The sequence below is a fragment of the Sphingomonas abaci genome, from assembly GCF_014199625.1.
Taxonomy (GTDB): Bacteria; Pseudomonadota; Alphaproteobacteria; order Sphingomonadales; family Sphingomonadaceae; genus Sphingomonas; species Sphingomonas abaci.
Genome location: NZ_JACHNY010000003.1, coordinates 296,828 through 313,594 on the forward strand (window position 1 = coordinate 296,828; position 16,767 = coordinate 313,594).

Here is a 16,767-nt window from a genome sequence, read left to right on the forward strand (position 1 = left end):
CGCGTAAGCGCCGGGCCTCCCCGTGACCAACCGTCTAGCTCTTAGCGGCAGACGACCTGCCCGCGATCGACCGAGCGGCCAAGCAACGCGCCGCCGCCCGCGCCGATCAACGTGCCAAGCAGGCTCGACCGGCCGTTGCTGATGATATTGCCCAGGGCGCCGCCCGCCAGGCCGCCGACCACCAGGCCGGTGGTGCCGTCCGGCTTGCGGCAGCGGACCCGGCCACGATCGTCGCGCCATTCACGATACTTGTAGCGACGCTGGGCGTCGGCATTCTCGGTGGTGGCGATCAGGGTCGGGGTCACCATCGCGGCACAACCCAAAACCAGCATCAGCTTACGCATCGTCTACTCCCATTTCATAGTCACGGTAGCGAAACGTAGGCCTTTAATGGCGGTTGCATGAACCCTAAACAACGTCGCGTTCATCTTCGGATCGGTTCCCATTGCGGGACAAAAAGACGATGAACGGAGCGTCCCCCGCGATCAGAGATCGACGCCGGCGGCGATCGCCTCCAGCTTGCGGATGCGCTCCTTCAGGTCGGCCATCTCGATCCGGGCGCCGGCATGAGGCATGGCGATGGATGCGCCCTCGTCGCCACGGGCGATCATCTGGCTGTGCTGGAGCTGGAGCCAGCCGCGCCAGCCGGACAGGCCGGCGGCGGCGAGGATGCCGACCCCGGCCAGGCCGGAGAGGGACAGGGTCAGGGTCGTGAACGGGTCGGTCATGATGTCGCCTCCTTTCAGCGGTCGCGCAGCCGGTCGATCTCGCGGTCGAGGTCGATGCTGCGGTTATGGTCGGTGATCACGCGCTCCAGCACGGCGACCCGCTCCTTGAGCTGGCGGATCTCGTCCTGCGCGCGCATCTGGTCGATGCTCTGGACGGAATGCGGGAGGGAGTTGGGTGTGTGCGCTTCGGCCTGCTGGCCGAGCGCGCGGTAACGGGCGGACAGGATCTGCGCGATCATCACCACGGTGACGATGCCGAAGACCATGGAAAAGAACGTCATGGCGGGCGCTCCGATGGAATGGCGTCAGTTGAGGGCGGGGGGCGGGGGCGTCGCGTCGCGCAGCCGCTCGATCTCGACGGACAGGCTGGCGCCGCGATCGGTGACGATCCGCTCCAGCACCTGGACCCGCATCTCCAGCCGCTCGGCCTGCGCCGCATATTGCGCCGCCTTCTCCGCCGCCTGGGCGTTCAGCGCCTCGGCCATGCGTTCCTTGTGGGTCAGCCAGCGCTGGAACATCGCCTGGCCGACACCCAGGATCACCGGCAGACCGACCAGCACAAAGGCGATCATGAAGATGGTGAAGCCGTTGCCTGCAAGGAAATCGAGCGGGCCGATATCGGTCACATAGGTCATTTCGGCCCCCGCAGCGCTTCGATCTCGCGGGCGGTGCGCTCGGCGGGATCGGTGGCGATGCGCTCCAGCACCGCGATCCGCTCCTCCAGCCGCCCGACTTGCCCGGTCAGCTTCTCGTTCTCGTTGGAGAGGAGCATGATCTTGCGCTCCGCCTCCAGGCTCTCTCCGCCGCCGCCCCGGCGTCGGCTGCTGCGGTAGTCCTGCGGCGCGTAGCCGTGCTTGGTGCGCAGCCAGTTGTTGGCGACCCAGGAGATCGGCCCGATCGTGATCGCCGCGATCGGAATGAGCAGAGCCAGGTTCGACATCGTCTTCGTCCCCTCTATGAGCCCGTCTTAGCGCAGGCTGTCGATTTCCTTGGCCAGCGCGCTGTTGCGGCTGGTGAAATGGGTCTCCATGTCCGCCAGGCGGCGATCGATGTCGCGCAGCTTGGAGCGGACCTCGGCGGTGGAGCGCGTCGGATTGGCGCGGACGCCCTGCCAGAATTTCTGGTCCTGCGCGTCCTGGTAGAGGCCGATCGGCTTGGTCTGCGCCATCCAGGCGATCAGCCCATAGGCGATCAGCGTCCAGGGAAAGCCGCCGGCGAAGGTCAACAGGATCAGCGCGACGCGGACCCAGAGGACCTCGATCCCCGTGTAATCGGCGATGCCGGCGCAGACGCCCTTATACTTGGCATCCTGCTTGTTCAGGTAGAATTGGGTGCGGGCAGCCATCTCAGTTGCTCCGGTTGAAGGTGCGGTCGATGCGGTCGAACCGGTTGGTCGACGGCAGATCGTTCGAATAGCCGGCTTGCGGCGCGTTCAGGCCGGGGCGGAAGTCCGGATTGTCGGCAGCGACGATGCGCTCGACGGTATTCAGCCGGTCTTCAAGGCGGCGGGCGAGATTGTACATCTCGTCCAGCATTCGCTCGTCTTCCTCGGTGATCTTCGGCGCCTGCCGCCACTTGGTCAGATAGTGGAGGATGATCCAGGGCAGGCCGATGAACAGCATGCCGACGACCATGATCGGCAGAAGGATTTCGTCCAGCATCGGGTCAGCCCTCCCGGCTCTGCAGGCGGCGCTTCATCGCGGCCAGTTCCTCGTCGACCCGGTCGCTCTGGCGCAGTTCGGCGATCTCCTCCTCGAGGCTCTTGCCGATTCCCAGGCCCATCGCCTCGGCGCGGCCCTCAGCCTCGTCGGCGCGGCGCTCCAGGTCGGTGAAGCGGCTGAATGCCTCCTGCGTCTTGGGGCCGGCGTACATGTCGCGCAGGCGGAAGCGGTTGTTGGCGGTCTCAATTCGGGTCTGGATGTTCGACTGCTTGGTCCGCGCCTCGCGGAGCCGGCCTTGCAGCTTGGCGATGTCCTCTTCCGAGGCGCGCAGCGCGTCGTCGAGCACCTGCACTTCGGCCTTGAGCTGCTCGGCCATGTCGGTGGCCTTCTGCCGCTCGACCAGCGCCGCCTTGGCCAGGTCCTCACGGTCCTTGCTGAGCGCCAGTTCCGCCTTCTCGGTCCAGTTCGCCTCCAGCTGTTCCAGCTTGGCGATGTGGCGGCGCATTTCTTTCTGGTCGGCGATGGTGCGGGCGGCGGAGGCGCGCACCTCGACCAAGGTCTCCTCCATTTCGAGGATGATCATGCGGATCATCTTCGACGGATCCTCCGCCTTGTCGAGCAGATCGGCGAAGTTGGCGGCGACGATGTCGCGGGTGCGGGAGAAGATGCCCATCATAAACTCCTGAGGGACCGTGAGTGCGTTCATCGCCTTATGCCATGAAGCGCGTGGTGCTGGCGACCGTCTTGCTGTCGCCCTGGGCGGGGCCGACGGCGGCCATGATGCAGGTGCCGCTCAGCACGACGGTGAGGGCGAGGGCGGCGAACTTGGTGGCGACGATCTTGAGCATGGAAACCTCCTGAAACCTTGTGTCTGGCCGCCGGTGCGGCGGGATATTCCAGGCATTGCACGGCCCGTGCCAGTTTCAAAAATGGCGGATTTCCGCGGTTCTTGAAAGAAAAACACCAACCCGGCCCTCTCACGACTTGCCAAGCTTTGGGGAAATGCGCCAATCCTTGGGGATGGAACGGACGAGCCAGGTGATCGGTCAGTCGGGGGCGTTCCTCGATGCCCTGGAACGCGCGAGCCGGGCGGCCGCGCTGGACCGGCCCGTGCTCGTCATCGGCGAACGCGGGACCGGCAAGGAGCTGGTCGCCGAGCGCCTCCACCGCCTGTCGCCGCGCTGGGACCAGCCGCTGGTCATCATGAACTGCGCCGCGCTGCCCGAGACGCTGATCGAGGCGGAATTGTTCGGGCACGAGGCCGGCGCCTTCACCGGCGCGACCAAGGCGCGCGCCGGGCGGTTCGAGGAGGCGGATGGCGGCACCCTGTTCCTGGACGAACTCGGCACCCTGTCGATGGCGGCGCAGGACCGGCTGCTGCGCGCGGTCGAATATGGCGAGATCACGCGCATCGGCTCGTCCCGGCCCGTCCGGGTCGATGTCCGGATCGTCGCGGCGACCAACGAGCATCTGCCCGACAAGGTCGACCGGCACGAGTTCCGCGCCGACCTGCTCGACCGGCTTTGCTTCGAGGTGGTGACCCTGCCGCCGCTCCGCGCGCGGGCCGGGGACGTGGTGGTGCTGGCCGATCATTTCGGCCGGCGGATGGCGGCGGAACTGGGCTGGCAGCGCTGGCCCGGCTTCGGCCCCGCCGCGCTCGACCATCTGAGCGGGCACCGCTGGCCCGGCAACGTCCGCGAGCTGCGCAACGTGGTCGAACGCGCCGTCTATCGCTGGGAGCAGGACGGGCCGGTCGACTCGATCGAGATCGATCCTTTCGCCTCGCCCTATCGCCCGCGCGGCCAGGCCCCCGCCGCGACGCGCGCGCAGGACGAGCGGGGCGAGCCGGAGGCGACGGCGATCGCGCCGCCGCCTCCCGGCAGCGACGACGAGGTGGCGGCGTGCGAGGTCGGCCCGTCCGACTTCAAGAGCCGGGTCGCGCGGTTCGAGCGGGAGCTGCTGGCGCGAGCTTTGGCGGAGAACCGCTTCAACCAGCGCCAGACCGCCGATGCGCTCGGCCTGTCCTATGACCAGCTCCGCCATGCGCTGCGCCGGCACGACCTGATCGGAACGGTTGCGTAACGCGCGTCGGGGGAGCAACGGGGACGGGCGTGCGTTCACCGCACGAACCCAATCAGGAGTGAGCCCGATGGCCTTCGAACTGCCGCCGCTGCCCTATGACTATGACGCGCTGGAGCCGACCATCTCCAAGGAGACGATGACGTTCCACCACGACAAGCATCACAAGGCCTATACCGACAAGCTGAACGAAGGCGTCGAGAAGGACCCGGCGCTGCAGGGCAAGTCGATCGAGGATATCCTGGCGACGATCTCGTCGCAGCCGCCGCTGGTCCGCAACAATGGCGGTGGGTACTGGAACCACGACTTCTTCTGGAAGTCGATGAAGCAGGGCGGCGGCCAGCCCTCCGGCGCGCTCGCCGAGGCGATCGAGTCGACCTTCGGCGGCCTCGACAAGCTGAAGGACGAGTTCAACACCAAGGGCGCGGGCCAGTTCGGCTCGGGCTGGGCGTGGCTGATCGTCGACGATGCCGGCGCGCTCAAGGTCACGTCCACGCCCAACCAGGACAATCCCCTGATGGACGACGTGAAGGATCGCGGTACGCCGCTGCTCGGCAACGACGTGTGGGAGCACGCCTATTACCTGACCTACAAGAACGATCGCGCCGCCTATCTGAAGGCGTGGTGGGACGTGGTCGACTGGGACACGGTCGGCCAGCGCTACGACGCGGCGAAGAAGTAAGGACGGGAAAGGGCTCCTCCGGGAGCCCTTTTTCTTTCCAGAAAACGTCTCCCCCGGTGGGGAGGCGCGAGAGGGCTCAGTCCGCTGGCGGCACGTCCCGGGGCAGGTCGCCGCCCGCCTGGAAGCCGTGGCGCAGCAGCATCGGCATGTTGGCGAGCGCGAAGCCCAGCGTCAGCGGGATCGCGCCCCACAGCTTGAACCCGACCCAGAAATTCCAGTTGGTCGAGCGCCAGACGACTTCGTTCAGCACCGCCATGGCGAGGAAGAAGAGCATCCAGTTGCGCGTCAGCTTGCGCCAGCCTTCGGCGCTCAGCCCCGGATAGGCGGTGCCGAGCAGGCCCTGGAGCAGCGGCCGGCCGGTGACCAGCCCGAACAGCAGCACCGCGGCGAAGGCGGCATAGACGATGGTCGGCTTCATCTGGATGAAGCGCGGGTCGTGGAAATAGATGGTCAGCCCGCCGAACACCACGACCAGCACGCCCGAGATCCACAGCATCGGCGAAACATGGCCCAGCTTCACCCGCGACACGACCATCGCGACCAGGGTGGCGAGGATGAAGGCGGCGGTGGCGCAGATGACGCGCGCGATCACAATCGCGCCCAGCCGCTCCATGCCCGAGAGGAAGCCGCTGAATTGCGCAACCAGCCGCATCATCGGCTCGGCCGGCGCGAGGAAATTGACGAGGAAGAAGATGACGAGCGGCGCATAGTCCACCGCCATGCGCAGGCCGGGATGAGCGTCCGTCGCGATCATGGTCGTCGCGGTGGTCGGGCGGGTCATTTGCGCTTGTCCTCCACGCCGGCGATGATGCGGCTGACCTCGTTGGCGTCGAACGGGCGCAGGTCGGTCATCCCCTCGCCGACGCCGATCGCATGGATGGGCAGGCCGTATTTTTCCGCCGCCGCGACCAGCACGCCGCCGCGCGCGGTGCCGTCCAGCTTGGTCATGACCAGGCCGGTGACCCCGGCCACGTCCTTGAACACCTCGATCTGGTTGAGCGCGTTCTGCCCGGTGGTGGCGTCCAGCACCAGCACCACGTCATGCGGGGAGGCGGGATTGAGCCGGCCGAGCACGCGGCGGATCTTGGCCAGCTCGTCCATCAGTTCGCGTTTGTTCTGGAGCCGACCCGCGGTGTCGACGATCAGCACGTCGATGCCGGTCTCGGTCGCCTGTTTCACCGCCTCAAACACGATACCGGCGGCATCGCCGCCTTCCTTGCCGGTGACGATCGGCACGCCGACCCGCTCCGCCCAGGTGCGTAGCTGCCCGATCGCGGCGGCGCGGAACGTGTCGCCCGCCGCCAGCATCACGCCATAATCCTGCTCCATCAGCAGATGCGCGAGCTTGGCGATCGTGGTCGTCTTGCCCGAGCCATTGACGCCGATCACCAGAATGACCTGCGGCCGGGGGAAGGCGGTCACCTCCAGCGGCGTGGCGACGCGGGCCAGCGCCTTCTCCACCTCCTCGGCCACCACCAGGCGGATGCCCAGCTCCTCCATGTTCCGCTCGAACGTTCCCTCCGCTAGGCGCGTGCGGATATGGCCGGCGGTCTGCGGCCCCAGGTCGGAGGCGATCAGCGCCTCCTCGATCTCGTCGAGCGTTTCGTCGTCGAGCCGCGCGCCGCCCAGGCCGGCGAGATTGCCGACCAGCCGGTCCGAGGTGCGCTTGAAGCCGCCGAGCAGCTTCTCGTGCCAGGATGGGGTGGTGCTCATAGCAGGGTTCCGATGAGGTTGGTGTCGGTCGCGCCGGTCACCGCGACGCGCCGCAGCGTGCCGGGTTCGGCGGGGGAGGTGCAATGGATATCGGCGAAGTTGCCGGCGTGGCCGCGTGTGACTGGACCGCGCGTGCCGGGCCGCTCGACCAGGATCGCCTGCTCGCTGCCGACCAGCGAAGCGAGCCAGCGGGCGCGCCGCGCCGCCGCCGCCGCGCGGAGCCGGGCGGCGCGCTCGCGGCGACGCTCGGGCGCGACCTGCGGCATCCGCGCGGCGGGCGTGCCGCTGCGTGGCGAATAGGGAAAGATATGCGCATGGACGATGTCGGCCTCGTCGATCAGCGCCAGCGTGTCGGCGGCCATCGCCTCATCCTCGGTCGGGAAGCCGGCGATCAGGTCCGCGCCGATCGCCAGCTCCGGCCGCGCCGCCTTCAGCCGCTCGACCAGCGCTATCGAGTCGCGACGGGAATGGCGGCGCTTCATCCGCTTGAGGATCAGGTCGTTGCCGGCCTGGAGCGACAGGTGGAGATGCGGCATCACCCGCGGCTCCTGCGTCACCAGCGCGAACAGCCGCTCGTCGATCTCGACCGAATCGAGCGAGGACAGGCGCAAGCGCGGCAGGTCGGGGACATGGGTCAGGATGCGCTCGACCAGCGCGCCCAGGGTGGGGCGGCCCGGCAGGTCGGGGCCGTAGCTGGTCAGGTCGACGCCGGTCAGCACCACTTCGCGGTGGCCGGCCGCTACCAGCGCGCGCACCCGCTCGATCACCAGTCCCGCCGGCACCGATCGGCTGGCCCCGCGGCCCTGCGGGATGATGCAGAAGGTGCAGCGATGGTCGCAGCCATTCTGCACCTCGACGAAGGCACGGGCATGGCCGGCGAAGGCGGCGGGCTTGGTGGAGCGGGGCGCTCCCCAGCTCGCCGGCATCAGCTTGGCGGCGTTGGCGACGACGCGCGCGACTTCGGGCATCGCCGCGAAGCCGGCCGGGTCGATCGTCGCCGCGCAGCCGGTGACGACGATCGCCGCGCCCGGGCGGTCGCGTGCGGCGCGGCGGATCGCGGCGCGGGTCTGCTTCACCGCCTCGTTGGTGACGGCGCAGCTGTTGACCACGACCATGTCGCGCGTGCCGTCGCGCCCGGCGAGCAGGCTGCGGATCGTTTCGCTCTCGGCTATGTTGAGGCGGCAGCCGAGGCTGACGACCTCCGGCTCGGGCAGAGACATGCAGGCGATCTAGTGTCCGATCGCCTCCAAGTCCATGACATGGCCGGCGCGGGGGCCGGGTGGCCGGGAGCGGTCGGGTCTTCGGGTGCAGAAAAACCATGGGTCGCGACCGGTGGCCGGACAAATCGGCCATAAGCAGGAGGTAAGCAGACGGACATCCCGCCTCGCCGAGCTTCTGCGTGTGGGGGTGTCCGCCCTCGATACCAAGACCGGGAGCCGACATGACCTTTATCCACAATCTCAGGATATCCCTGAAGATCACCCTGCTGCTGCTGGCGATGGGGGCGATCACGCTGACCGTCGCCGTCAGCGGGGTGGCTCGGCTTTTCGACTCCGATGCCGTCTATACGAAATTGCTCTCGACCAAGATGGTGCCGGCGATCCGTCTGTCCCAGGCCAATCGCCGTGTGCTGGAGATGGGCCTGCGCTCCTATCAGGTGATCGCCTACGGCGCCGATACCCCGATGGGCAGGGATGCGGCGGCGGAGGAGCTGGCGTCGTTCAGCCAGGCGCTGGTCCGGCTGAAGGAGGTCGGCACGGTCGACCCCTCCCAAAGGACAGTGATCAACGGCTTCATCACCCGCCTCCATGGTCTGCACGAGAGTTGCCAGGCGGCGATCGCGGCCGCACGGCGCAAGGATATCGTCGCTGCACGGGCGATCCTGGTGTCCGTCGACCGTCGCAGCCAGCAGATGCGAAGCGAGATGATCCCCTATTCCAACCGGCAGGTCGAATCCTCCCAGGCCGAGTCCGACCGACTGACCGACAGGATGCACGACACCGCCTTGAAGATGATGCTGACCGCCTTGCTCGGCACGCTGGCGGGGATCGGTGCGGCGATGGCGCTGACCCGGTCCAGCATCACCGGTCCGCTGAGCCGGTTGCGCGATCGGATGGATCGCTACGCCGCCGGCGACTATGCCGAACCGGTCGGCGATGCCGAACGCAAGGACGAGGTGGGCGTGATGGCGCGCGCGGTGCAGGTGTTCCGCGACAACGGCATCGCCAAAGCTGCCATCGATGCCGAAAAGGCGACGCGCGACGCCGAACAGCGGATGGTGGTGGACACCGTCTCCTCGCACCTGTCGCGCCTGTCGGACGGCGACCTGACCACGCCGATCCGTGCCGCCTTCCCCTCCGAGTACGACACGCTGAAGCGCAACTTCAACGAGGCGCTCGACAAATTGCGAGACCTGATCGGCGCGGTGTCGGACGGGGCGCTGGCGATCCGGAGCGGATCGGGTGAGATCGCCCAGGCGGCGGAGGATCTGGCGCGTCGGACGGAGACGAATGCCTCTTCGCTGGAACAGACCGCCTCCGCGATCGCCCAGATGGACGGACGGTTGAAGGCGACCGCCACCGCCGCCGGCCGGACGGTGGAGCGCGCGGACCAGACGATCGCCACGGTCGGCGGGGGCCGGGTGGTGGCGGACGAGGCGGTGCAGGCGATGGGCCGCGTGTCCGACAGCGCCAAGGGGATCGACTCGGTGATCGAGGGCCTCGACAAGATCGCATTCCAGACCCGCGTGCTGGCGATGAACGCAGCGGTCGAGTCGGGCCGGGCGGGGGACGCGGGGCGCGGCTTCGCGGTGGTCGCCGACCTGGTATCGGCGCTCGCCATGCGCTCCGAGGAGGAGGCGAAGCGCGCTCGCGAGCAGCTGACCGCGACCCAGGCCGACATCGTGACCGCCGTGGAGGCGGTGCAGAAGGTCGATGGCGCGTTGTCGGCGATTTCGGGCGACGTGACTGAAGTGCACGGCCTGCTTGCGACCATCGCCACCGACAACCAGGCCCAGGCGGCGGCGATCACCCAGGTCGCCAGCACGATCGGCAGCATGGATCGCAGCACCCAGCAGAATGCGGCGATGGTCGAGGAGACGTCGGCCGCCGCGCGCAACCTGGCGAGCGAGACCGCCAATCTCGCCGACCAGGCCGCGCGGTTCAACACGGGTGGGGGCGCGATGGCACGGCGGTTCGAGGGGCCGGTGCGGCCGCTTCCCGCCGCGGCGCTGCCCGCGCTGGTCCGCGCACCCCAGGTGCTGCCCGCGTCAGCCGGGGACAATGGCGACGACTGGACGTCCTTCTGATCCTGCGTTTCGCCCCGCGCTTGCCAAGCGCGGGGCTTTCGCTTAAGGCCGCGCGATCGTTCCGTTGTCGAACGCTGATGACACGCATGACCGCCATTGCCGCGGCATGCACGCTGGCCGGCGAGGTTTCGCCCGCCGGCGCTTTTGCGTTTGGCCCGAGTAGAGGTTGATGTCCCCATGTTCGAGAGTCTGAGCGACCGGCTTGGCGGTGTCTTCGACCGTCTGCGTGGGCGTGGCGCGCTGACCGAGGCGGATGTTCGCACCGCGATGCGCGAGGTGCGCGTCGCGTTGCTGGAGGCGGACGTGGCGCTGCCCGTCGCCCGCCAGTTCGTCGACCGGGCGACCGAGCAGGCGATTGGCCAGAACGTGCTGCGTTCGGTCACGCCGGGCCAGCAGGTCATCAAGATCGTCAACGACGCGCTGGTCGAGATGCTGGGCGCGGACGAATCCACGCTGCTGCTCGACGTCACGCCGCCGGCGGTGGTGATGATGGTCGGCCTGCAGGGGTCGGGCAAGACGACGACCACCGCCAAGATCGCCAAGCGCCTGTCGCAGGGCACGCTGGCGAACCGCGACCGCAAGAAGGTGCTGATGGCGTCGCTCGACGTCGCGCGCCCCGCGGCGCAGGAGCAGCTCGCGACGCTGGGCACCCAGGTCGAGGTAGCGACGCTGCCGATCATCGCCGGCCAGCAACCGGTCGAGATCGCGCGACGCGCGATGCAGGCGGCGAAGCTCCAGGGTTTCGACGTGCTGATGCTCGACACCGCCGGTCGCCTGCACGTCGATCAGGCGCTGATGGACGAGATGAAGGCGGTCGCCGACATCGCGAAGCCGCAGGAAATCCTGCTGGTGGTCGACTCGCTGACCGGCCAGGACGCGGTCAACGTCGCCACCAGCTTCTCCGAACAGGTGCCGCTGACCGGCGTGGTGCTGACCCGCATGGACGGCGACGCGCGCGGTGGCGCTGCGCTGTCGATGCGCGCGGTCACCGGCAAGCCGATCAAGTTCGCCGGCACCGGCGAGAAGATGGACGCGCTCGAGGCCTTCCACCCCGAGCGGGTGGCAGGGCGCATCCTGGGCATGGGCGACGTCGTCTCGCTGGTCGAGCGGGCGGCGGAGTCGATCCAGCAGGAAGACGCCGAGCGCATGGCCATGAAGATGGCCAAGGGTCAGTTCGACATGAACGACCTGCGCGGCCAGCTGGCGCAGATGCGCCGCATGGGCGGTCTCGGCGCGCTGGCGGGCATGATGCCCGGCATGAAGAAGGCGCAAGGAGCGCTCCAGCAGGCGGGCGGCGACAAGATCCTGATCCATATGGATGCGATGATCGGCTCGATGACCCCCAAGGAGCGCTCCAAACCCGAATTGATCAACGCCAAGCGCAAGATCCGGATCGCCAAGGGGTCCGGCACGACCGTGCAGGACGTGAACAAGCTCCTGAAGATGCATCAGGAAATGTCCACCGCGATGAAGAAGCTCAAGAAGATGGGCGGCATCAAGGGGATGATGGCGATGCTGGGCAAGGGCGGCCTGGGCGGCGGCCTGGGCGGACTGGGCAATGCGATCGGCGGACCCGGCATGGGCGACCTGATGCAGAAGGCCGCGGGCGGCAAGACCTTGCCCGGCCTGGACGCGCTCGGCAGCGGCGAATTGCCCAAGCTGCCCCCCGGTTTCGAAGGTTTGTTGAAGAAGAAGTGATCCGGCTCCGGCCGATATCCTGAAAACGTGAAGCAAGGACTTAAGTAACATGGCACTCAGCATTCGTCTGTCGCGTGGCGGCTCCAAGAAGCGTCCCTATTACCGCATCGTCGTGGCCGATGCGCGCAGCCCCCGCGACGGCAAGTTCATCGAGAAGATCGGCAACTACAATCCGCTGCTCGCCAAGGACAATGAGCAGCGGATCGTGCTCGACGCCGAGCGCGCCAAGCACTGGCTGGCCAATGGCGCGCAGCCGACCGACCGCGTCGCCCGCTTCCTGGACCAGGCCGGTGTCCGCGAGCGCGCCGCGCGCAACAACCCGAACAAGGCCAAGCCGGGCGAGAAGGCCACCGAGCGCGCCGAGGAGCGTGCCGAGAAGCTGAAGGCCGCGCAGGAAGCCGCCGCCGAGGCGACCGGCGAAACCGCCACCGCCGAGTGATCGTCGGGGCGAGGGGGCGTCCTGCGGGTCGTCCCCTTGCCTGCTGCATCGAGAGAGCCGATCGGCGCTCCCAGTCCCCCCGACGAAGGCCGGGAACCAGTTGGGAACGCTGCTTTGCTCTCACGACCGTTCCGCAACTGGACCCCGGCTCCGCCGGGGTGGGGTGGAACGGGCGGCGCTCGCGACGGCGTACCCGGCCCGCTGTCCCTCCTGTGGCAGCATAACGGGCCGTCATGCGTTCCCCTCCCGCATAGCAGGAGACGATGCATGACCGAACAGGATCCCGATCCCCGCACCGCGCCGGACGACGGCGAGGACGCGACCCCCAAGCCCGCGCCGCTCAGCGACGCCAGCAATGACGGCCAGTCGGCCCAGGCTCCGGCCGAAGGCGACGACAGCGCCGCCCCGGAGACCGATGGTTCCCCCCAAGGCTGATCCCGCCACCCCATCCGCACCCGCACCCGCACCCGTCACGCTGGCCGCCATCATCGGCGCGCATGGCGTGGCGGGCGAGGTGCGGCTGAAGGTGTTCGCCGACGACCTGTCGGCGTTCACCCGCTTCAACGATGGCGCGCTGACGCTGACCAGCCTGCGCGCCGGCAACAACGGCGCGATCGCGCGCTTCGCCGAGATTCGCGACCGCACCGCCGCCGAGGCGATGCGCGGCACCGCGCTGACCGTGGCGCGCAGCGCATTGCCGCCGCTGGCGGAGGGCGAATATTATCATGCCGACCTGATCGGCCTGCCCGTCGTCACGCTTGCCGGCGAGCCAATCGGCACCGTCGTCGCGGTCGATAACTTCGGCGCGGGCGACGTGATTGAGGTCGAGCGTCCGACCGGCAAGCGGTTCATGGTGCCCATGCGCCCCGAGGCGGTGCCCGAATGGTCGCCCGAGCGGATGGTGATCGAACCCGACTTCGCCGCCTGACCGCGCCGATGCCGCCATCCTCGCTTTGGCTGCGGCTGATCCGCTGCAAGCCGGTCGCCGACTATTACACCCGGCCCGAAGGGGAAGGCACGAGCGAACGCCCGCTTGCGCGCAGCTTCGGCCTGTTCCAGCTCACCATGCTGGGTGTCGGCGCGACGATCGGGACCGGCATCTTCGTGGCGCTGACCACTGCGGTGCCGGAGGCGGGACCGGCGGTCACCGTCTCGTTCGTGCTGGCCGGTATCACCGCCGCGCTGACCGCGCTCTGTTATGCCGAGCTGGCCTCGACCGTCCCGGCGGCCGGCTCCTCCTATTCCTATGCCTATGCGACGCTCGGCGAATTGGCGGCGTTCCTGATCGGCGCGTGCCTGCTGCTCGAATATGGCGTCTCCGCCTCCGCGATCGCGGTCGGCTGGGGCCAGTATCTGAATGAGCTGTTCGGGCTGACGATCGGCTGGCGGATGCCCGACGCGCTCGCCCGGCCACCGGGCGCGGGCGGGATCGTCAACCTGCCGGCGGTGCTGCTGGTTGGCCTCTGCCTGATCGTGCTGCTGCGCGGCGCACGTGAATCGGCCACCGCGAATGCCGTGCTGGTCGTCGCCAAGCTGGCGGTGCTGGCGCTGTTCGTCGGCATCGCGCTGGCGCATTTCTCGGCCGCCAACTTCCATCCCTTCGCGCCGAAGGGGCTGGCGGGGATCGGGTCGGCGGCCTCGTCGATCTTCTTTTCCTATATCGGCATCGACGCGGTCTCGACGGCGGGCGAGGAGGTGCGCGACCCCCGCCGCAACCTGCCGTTGGCGATCATCCTGTCGCTGCTGATCGTCACCGCCGCCTATATCCTGGTGGCGGTCGCGGCGCTCGGCGCGCAGCCCTGGACCGCGTTCGCGGGGCAAGAGGCGGGGTTGGCGGTGATCCTCCGCAACCTGACCGGGCAGGGCTGGCCGGCGGTGCTGCTGTCGCTGGGGGCGGTCGCGTCGATCTTCAGCGTCACCCTGGTGGTGCTCTACGGCCAGACGCGCATCCTCTTTGCGATGAGTCGCGACGGGCTGCTCCCCGCCTTTTTCCGCCAGGTTGACCCGGTGACCCAGGTGCCACGCCGCAACAGCTGGGTGGTGGCGCTGGGCGTCGCGCTGCTCGCCGCCGTGGTGCCGCTCGATGTTTTGGTCAACCTGACCAGCATGGGGACGCTGATCGCCTTCGCCGCCGTGTCGATCGGCGTCATCCTGCTGCGGCGTCGCCGGCCCGATCTGCCGCGCGGCTACCGGGTGCCGTTCTATCCCGTGCTGCCGGTGCTGAGCGTCGGCGCGTGCGTCTATCTGATCGCGGGGCTGCCGGCCGACACCTTCCTGCTGTTCGGCCTGTGGATCGGAGCGGCATGCCTGATCTATTTCGGCTATTCGATCCGGCGGTCGGCGTTGGCGGACTAGGGCGTCAGCGGCGCAGCGGCCGCTGCTCGCTCAGCATGTTGCGGATGGTGGTCGCGGCGACGCCGGCCTCGCCCATGGCGTGGCTGATCTGGTCCAGCCCCTTCACCACGTCGCCGGCCGCGAACAGGCCGGGGATCGAGGTGCGCTGGTGGTCATCCACCTCCAGACACCCTTCGTCATTGGCCCGCGCCCCGGCCTCCACCGCGAGGCGCGAGCGGATCACCGAGCCCATCGCCGGATAGACGCTGTCGAAGGCCAGTCGGCCGCCGGCGGTGTCCATCGCGAATCGATCGCCCTCGATCGCGAAGCGGCCGCACGGACCATCGATCCGCCGGATGCCCGCATCGTCCAGCGCGGCGATGCAGTCGGGGTCGAGGCCGTTCTCCGCCTCGGGGCTGATCAGCGTCACGTCGCGCGTATAGCCCCGCAGGAAGATCGCCTCGCGGGTGCCGTGCCGGCCGCGCCCGATCACCCCGACGCGCTTGTCGGTGACCTCATAGCCGTCGCAGATCGGGCAATAGCGCAGCAGCCCGGCCTGGAGCGCGCGTGCGTGCAGGTCCGCATCCATCTCCGGATGGTTGTTGACGACGCCGGTCGCCAGCAGCACCGATCGCGCGCGCGCCCCCCGATCGCCGACCTGGACGACGAAGCCATCGCCGTCCGGGCGGATCGCGGTGACGGTCGCTTCCTCGCGCACCGCGCCGAACCGTTCCGCCTGGGCTTGCATCAGCGCGAGCAGCTCGGGGCCCGGGATGCCGTCGGGATAGCCGGCATGGTTGTTGGTGCGCGGAATCCAGCGCGCGCGGCTGTCGCCCGAATCGAACAGGCGGATCTTCAGCCAGAAACGCGCCAGATAGATGGCCGCCGTGAGGCCGGCGGGGCCTGCACCGACGATGATGCAGTCGTCCACCTCTTGCGCGGCCTGCGCGAGCGGGGGAAGGGGGCGGATCATGTTCATCGCGCAGGTAATCACCCTCTACCCGGAGATGTTCCCGGGACCGCTTGGCCATTCGATCGCGGGGCGCGCCCTGCGCGAGGGGCGATGGCGCTGCGACGCCATCCAGATGCGCGATTTCGCCACCGACCGGCATCGCTCGGTCGACGACACGCCGGCCGGTGGCGGGGCCGGCATGGTGCTGCGCGCCGACGTGGTGGCGCGCGCGGTCGACCATGCCGCTGCCGCCGCGCCCGACCTGCCGGTGCTGGCGCTGACGCCGCGAGGGCGCCCGCTGTCCCAGGCCCGGGTGCGCGCGCTGGCGGCGGGGCCGGGCGCGACCTTGCTCTGCGGCCGATTCGAGGGATTCGACCAGCGATTGTTCGAGGCGCGCGCGATCGAAGAGGTGTCGATTGGCGACTATATCCTGTCGGGTGGCGAGATGGGGGCGCTGGTCCTGCTCGATGCTTGCGTTCGGCTGCTTCCGGGGGTAATGGGCGCGGCTTCCAGTGGGGATGAGGAAAGCTTCGAAAGCGGCCTTCTCGAATATCCCCACTATACCCGCCCGGCTGAATGGGAGGGGCGCACGATCCCCGAAGTGCTGCGATCGGGGGATCATGCGCGGATCGCGGCCTGGCGCACGTCCATGGCCGAGACCGATACACGGCTAAGGCGGCCGGACCTTTGGGAGCGTCACGAGGACGCTCGGGTCCCCCGCCCTCTGGCGCGCGGCGACGAATGAGAGACGTACGATGAACCTGATCCAGCAGCTCGAAGCCGAGCAGATCCAGAAGCTCACCGCGCAGCGCGCGATCCCCGAATTCCGTCCCGGCGACACGCTGAAGGTCGGCGTGAAGGTGGTCGAAGGCGAGCGTACCCGCGTCCAGGCCTATGAGGGCGTGTGCATCGCGCGCTCGAACAAGGGCATGGGATCGTCCTTCACGGTCCGCAAGATCTCCTTCGGCGAGGGCGTCGAGCGCGTCTTCCCGCTCTATTCGCCGAACATCGATTCGATCGAGGTGGTCCGCAAGGGCGCCGTGCGTCGCGCGAAGCTCTATTACCTGCGTGGCCGCACCGGCAAGTCGGCGCGTATCGCCGAGCGCCGCGACACGCGCCCCGCTAAGGGCAGCGCGGCCGCCGAATAAGCGGTCCTCGACAGTTTGCGTAACCG

22 protein-coding genes and 1 pseudogene are annotated in these 16,767 nt (G+C 68.6%); 10 read left to right on the forward strand and 13 right to left on the reverse strand.

Annotated elements, in window-relative coordinates:
• Positions 1–41: 41 nt before the first annotated feature.
• From GGQ96_RS08970 to GGQ96_RS09010, 9 genes are all read right to left on the reverse strand, one after another.
• The gene (locus GGQ96_RS08970; RefSeq protein WP_246360351.1) at positions 42–344 is read right to left on the reverse strand and encodes a glycine zipper 2TM domain-containing protein; all 303 of its coding nucleotides are present in this window, start codon (positions 342–344) and stop codon (positions 42–44) included.
• A gap of 141 nt (positions 345–485) precedes the next feature.
• Positions 486–728 (reverse strand): hypothetical protein, encoded by a 243-nt coding sequence (locus GGQ96_RS08975; protein WP_184113783.1) that lies wholly within the window; start codon positions 726–728, stop codon positions 486–488.
• Between the two features lie 14 nt (positions 729–742).
• Positions 743–1,009: a hypothetical protein gene (locus GGQ96_RS08980; RefSeq protein WP_246360352.1), complete on the reverse strand. Its 267-nt coding sequence runs from the start codon at positions 1,007–1,009 to the stop codon at positions 743–745.
• 24 nt (positions 1,010–1,033) lie between these two features.
• Entirely contained in the window at positions 1,034–1,363 is a 330-nt protein-coding gene (locus tag GGQ96_RS08985) for a hypothetical protein (protein WP_246360354.1), read from the reverse strand.
• On the reverse strand, positions 1,360–1,668 hold the full coding sequence (locus GGQ96_RS08990) for a hypothetical protein (RefSeq protein ID WP_184113785.1): 309 nt from the start codon (positions 1,666–1,668) through the stop codon (positions 1,360–1,362). The genes GGQ96_RS08985 and GGQ96_RS08990 overlap by 4 nt, the downstream gene beginning before the upstream one ends.
• A 27-nt stretch (positions 1,669–1,695) precedes the next feature.
• Positions 1,696–2,073: an envelope stress response membrane protein PspC gene (gene pspC / locus GGQ96_RS08995; RefSeq protein WP_184113787.1), complete on the reverse strand. Its 378-nt coding sequence runs from the start codon at positions 2,071–2,073 to the stop codon at positions 1,696–1,698.
• Position 2,074: 1 nt separating this feature from the next.
• Positions 2,075–2,386 carry an envelope stress response membrane protein PspB gene (gene pspB / locus GGQ96_RS09000; RefSeq protein ID WP_184114198.1) on the reverse strand — a complete coding sequence of 104 codons (312 nt, stop codon included), beginning with the start codon at positions 2,384–2,386 and terminating at the stop codon, positions 2,075–2,077.
• 7 nt (positions 2,387–2,393) lie between these two features.
• On the reverse strand, positions 2,394–3,062 hold the full coding sequence (pspA, locus tag GGQ96_RS09005) for a phage shock protein PspA (RefSeq protein ID WP_184113789.1): 669 nt from the start codon (positions 3,060–3,062) through the stop codon (positions 2,394–2,396).
• 37 nt (positions 3,063–3,099) lie between these two features.
• Positions 3,100–3,237, reverse strand: a complete 138-nt coding sequence (locus GGQ96_RS09010; RefSeq protein WP_184113791.1) for a hypothetical protein — start codon at positions 3,235–3,237, stop codon at positions 3,100–3,102.
• 172 nt (positions 3,238–3,409) lie between these two features.
• On the opposite strand from GGQ96_RS09010, the gene pspF reads away from it, so the two are divergent.
• The gene (pspF, locus tag GGQ96_RS09015; RefSeq protein WP_184114200.1) at positions 3,410–4,471 is read left to right on the forward strand and encodes a phage shock protein operon transcriptional activator; all 1,062 of its coding nucleotides are present in this window, start codon (positions 3,410–3,412) and stop codon (positions 4,469–4,471) included.
• A gap of 67 nt (positions 4,472–4,538) precedes the next feature.
• Positions 4,539–5,150, forward strand: a complete 612-nt coding sequence (locus GGQ96_RS09020; RefSeq protein WP_184113793.1) for a superoxide dismutase — start codon at positions 4,539–4,541, stop codon at positions 5,148–5,150.
• A gap of 76 nt (positions 5,151–5,226) precedes the next feature.
• On the opposite strand, the gene GGQ96_RS09025 is transcribed toward GGQ96_RS09020, so the two are convergent.
• From GGQ96_RS09025 to mtaB, 3 genes are read right to left on the reverse strand one after another with little or no spacing between them, the layout of a single operon-like run.
• Complete coding sequence (locus GGQ96_RS09025; RefSeq protein ID WP_246360356.1) at positions 5,227–5,931, reverse strand: inner membrane-spanning protein YciB; 705 nt, start codon at positions 5,929–5,931, stop codon at positions 5,227–5,229.
• Entirely contained in the window at positions 5,928–6,863 is a 936-nt protein-coding gene (gene ftsY / locus GGQ96_RS09030) for a signal recognition particle-docking protein FtsY (protein ID WP_184113795.1), read from the reverse strand. Before ftsY ends, GGQ96_RS09025 begins: the two co-directional genes overlap by 4 nt.
• Entirely contained in the window at positions 6,860–8,083 is a 1,224-nt protein-coding gene (mtaB, locus tag GGQ96_RS09035; RefSeq protein WP_184113797.1) for a tRNA (N(6)-L-threonylcarbamoyladenosine(37)-C(2))-methylthiotransferase MtaB, read from the reverse strand. Before mtaB ends, ftsY begins: the two co-directional genes overlap by 4 nt.
• A gap of 221 nt (positions 8,084–8,304) precedes the next feature.
• On the opposite strand from mtaB, the gene GGQ96_RS09040 reads away from it, so the two are divergent.
• From GGQ96_RS09040 to GGQ96_RS09065, 6 genes are all read left to right on the forward strand, one after another.
• Complete coding sequence (locus tag GGQ96_RS09040) at positions 8,305–10,170, forward strand: methyl-accepting chemotaxis protein (RefSeq protein ID WP_184113799.1); 1,866 nt, start codon at positions 8,305–8,307, stop codon at positions 10,168–10,170.
• Positions 10,171–10,347: 177 nt separating this feature from the next.
• A complete protein-coding gene (gene ffh / locus GGQ96_RS09045; protein ID WP_184113801.1) occupies positions 10,348–11,868 on the forward strand; it encodes a signal recognition particle protein in 1,521 nt (506 codons plus the stop codon).
• A gap of 49 nt (positions 11,869–11,917) precedes the next feature.
• Positions 11,918–12,307, forward strand: a complete 390-nt coding sequence (gene rpsP / locus GGQ96_RS09050) for a 30S ribosomal protein S16 (RefSeq protein WP_184113802.1) — start codon at positions 11,918–11,920, stop codon at positions 12,305–12,307.
• A 267-nt stretch (positions 12,308–12,574) separates the two neighbouring features.
• Complete coding sequence (locus tag GGQ96_RS09055; protein WP_184113804.1) at positions 12,575–12,742, forward strand: hypothetical protein; 168 nt, start codon at positions 12,575–12,577, stop codon at positions 12,740–12,742.
• A complete protein-coding gene (rimM, locus tag GGQ96_RS09060; protein ID WP_184113806.1) occupies positions 12,723–13,235 on the forward strand; it encodes a ribosome maturation factor RimM in 513 nt (170 codons plus the stop codon). The genes GGQ96_RS09055 and rimM overlap by 20 nt, the downstream gene beginning before the upstream one ends.
• Positions 13,190–14,662, forward strand: a complete 1,473-nt coding sequence (locus tag GGQ96_RS09065; RefSeq protein ID WP_246360358.1) for an amino acid permease — start codon at positions 13,190–13,192, stop codon at positions 14,660–14,662. The genes rimM and GGQ96_RS09065 overlap by 46 nt, the downstream gene beginning before the upstream one ends.
• A 4-nt stretch (positions 14,663–14,666) precedes the next feature.
• On the opposite strand, the gene GGQ96_RS09070 is transcribed toward GGQ96_RS09065, so the two are convergent.
• Positions 14,667–15,614, reverse strand: a complete 948-nt coding sequence (locus GGQ96_RS09070) for an NAD(P)/FAD-dependent oxidoreductase (protein ID WP_184113808.1) — start codon at positions 15,612–15,614, stop codon at positions 14,667–14,669.
• On the opposite strand from GGQ96_RS09070, the pseudogene trmD reads away from it, so the two are divergent.
• Positions 15,610–16,352, forward strand: a pseudogene (gene trmD, locus GGQ96_RS09075) (tRNA (guanosine(37)-N1)-methyltransferase TrmD). The gene GGQ96_RS09070 and the pseudogene trmD sit on opposite strands and share 5 nt — an antisense overlap.
• A complete protein-coding gene (rplS, locus tag GGQ96_RS09080; RefSeq protein WP_125992964.1) occupies positions 16,349–16,741 on the forward strand; it encodes a 50S ribosomal protein L19 in 393 nt (130 codons plus the stop codon). The pseudogene trmD and the gene rplS overlap by 4 nt, the downstream one beginning before the upstream one ends.
• Positions 16,742–16,767 lie beyond the last annotated feature (26 nt).

Excerpts from the sequence above, each read along its gene's own strand:
- mtaB (WP_184113797.1), bottom strand. The coding sequence starts at position 8,083 with ATGTCTCTGCCCGAGCCGGAGGTCGTCAGCCTCGGCTGCCGCCTCAAC.
- GGQ96_RS08980 (WP_246360352.1), bottom strand. The coding sequence starts at position 1,009 with ATGACGTTCTTTTCCATGGTCTTCGGCATCGTCACCGTGGTGATGATC.
- GGQ96_RS09070 (WP_184113808.1), bottom strand. The coding sequence starts at position 15,614 with ATGATCCGCCCCCTTCCCCCGCTCGCGCAGGCCGCGCAAGAGGTGGAC.
- pspA (WP_184113789.1), bottom strand. The coding sequence starts at position 3,062 with ATGGGCATCTTCTCCCGCACCCGCGACATCGTCGCCGCCAACTTCGCC.
- ftsY (WP_184113795.1), bottom strand. The coding sequence starts at position 6,863 with ATGAGCACCACCCCATCCTGGCACGAGAAGCTGCTCGGCGGCTTCAAG.
- GGQ96_RS08985 (WP_246360354.1), bottom strand. The coding sequence starts at position 1,363 with ATGACCTATGTGACCGATATCGGCCCGCTCGATTTCCTTGCAGGCAAC.
- rpsP (WP_184113802.1), top strand. The coding sequence starts at position 11,918 with ATGGCACTCAGCATTCGTCTGTCGCGTGGCGGCTCCAAGAAGCGTCCC.
- GGQ96_RS09040 (WP_184113799.1), top strand. The coding sequence starts at position 8,305 with ATGACCTTTATCCACAATCTCAGGATATCCCTGAAGATCACCCTGCTG.
- GGQ96_RS08975 (WP_184113783.1), bottom strand. The coding sequence starts at position 728 with ATGACCGACCCGTTCACGACCCTGACCCTGTCCCTCTCCGGCCTGGCC.
- ffh (WP_184113801.1), top strand. The coding sequence starts at position 10,348 with ATGTTCGAGAGTCTGAGCGACCGGCTTGGCGGTGTCTTCGACCGTCTG.
- rimM (WP_184113806.1), top strand. The coding sequence starts at position 12,723 with ATGGTTCCCCCCAAGGCTGATCCCGCCACCCCATCCGCACCCGCACCC.
- rplS (WP_125992964.1), top strand. The coding sequence starts at position 16,349 with ATGAACCTGATCCAGCAGCTCGAAGCCGAGCAGATCCAGAAGCTCACC.
- GGQ96_RS09065 (WP_246360358.1), top strand. The coding sequence starts at position 13,190 with ATGGTCGCCCGAGCGGATGGTGATCGAACCCGACTTCGCCGCCTGACC.
- GGQ96_RS09055 (WP_184113804.1), top strand. The coding sequence starts at position 12,575 with ATGACCGAACAGGATCCCGATCCCCGCACCGCGCCGGACGACGGCGAG.
- GGQ96_RS09025 (WP_246360356.1), bottom strand. The coding sequence starts at position 5,931 with ATGACCCGCCCGACCACCGCGACGACCATGATCGCGACGGACGCTCAT.
- pspC (WP_184113787.1), bottom strand. The coding sequence starts at position 2,073 with ATGGCTGCCCGCACCCAATTCTACCTGAACAAGCAGGATGCCAAGTAT.
- pspF (WP_184114200.1), top strand. The coding sequence starts at position 3,410 with ATGGAACGGACGAGCCAGGTGATCGGTCAGTCGGGGGCGTTCCTCGAT.
- GGQ96_RS08990 (WP_184113785.1), bottom strand. The coding sequence starts at position 1,668 with ATGTCGAACCTGGCTCTGCTCATTCCGATCGCGGCGATCACGATCGGG.
- GGQ96_RS09010 (WP_184113791.1), bottom strand. The coding sequence starts at position 3,237 with ATGCTCAAGATCGTCGCCACCAAGTTCGCCGCCCTCGCCCTCACCGTC.
- GGQ96_RS09020 (WP_184113793.1), top strand. The coding sequence starts at position 4,539 with ATGGCCTTCGAACTGCCGCCGCTGCCCTATGACTATGACGCGCTGGAG.
- GGQ96_RS08970 (WP_246360351.1), bottom strand. The coding sequence starts at position 344 with ATGCGTAAGCTGATGCTGGTTTTGGGTTGTGCCGCGATGGTGACCCCG.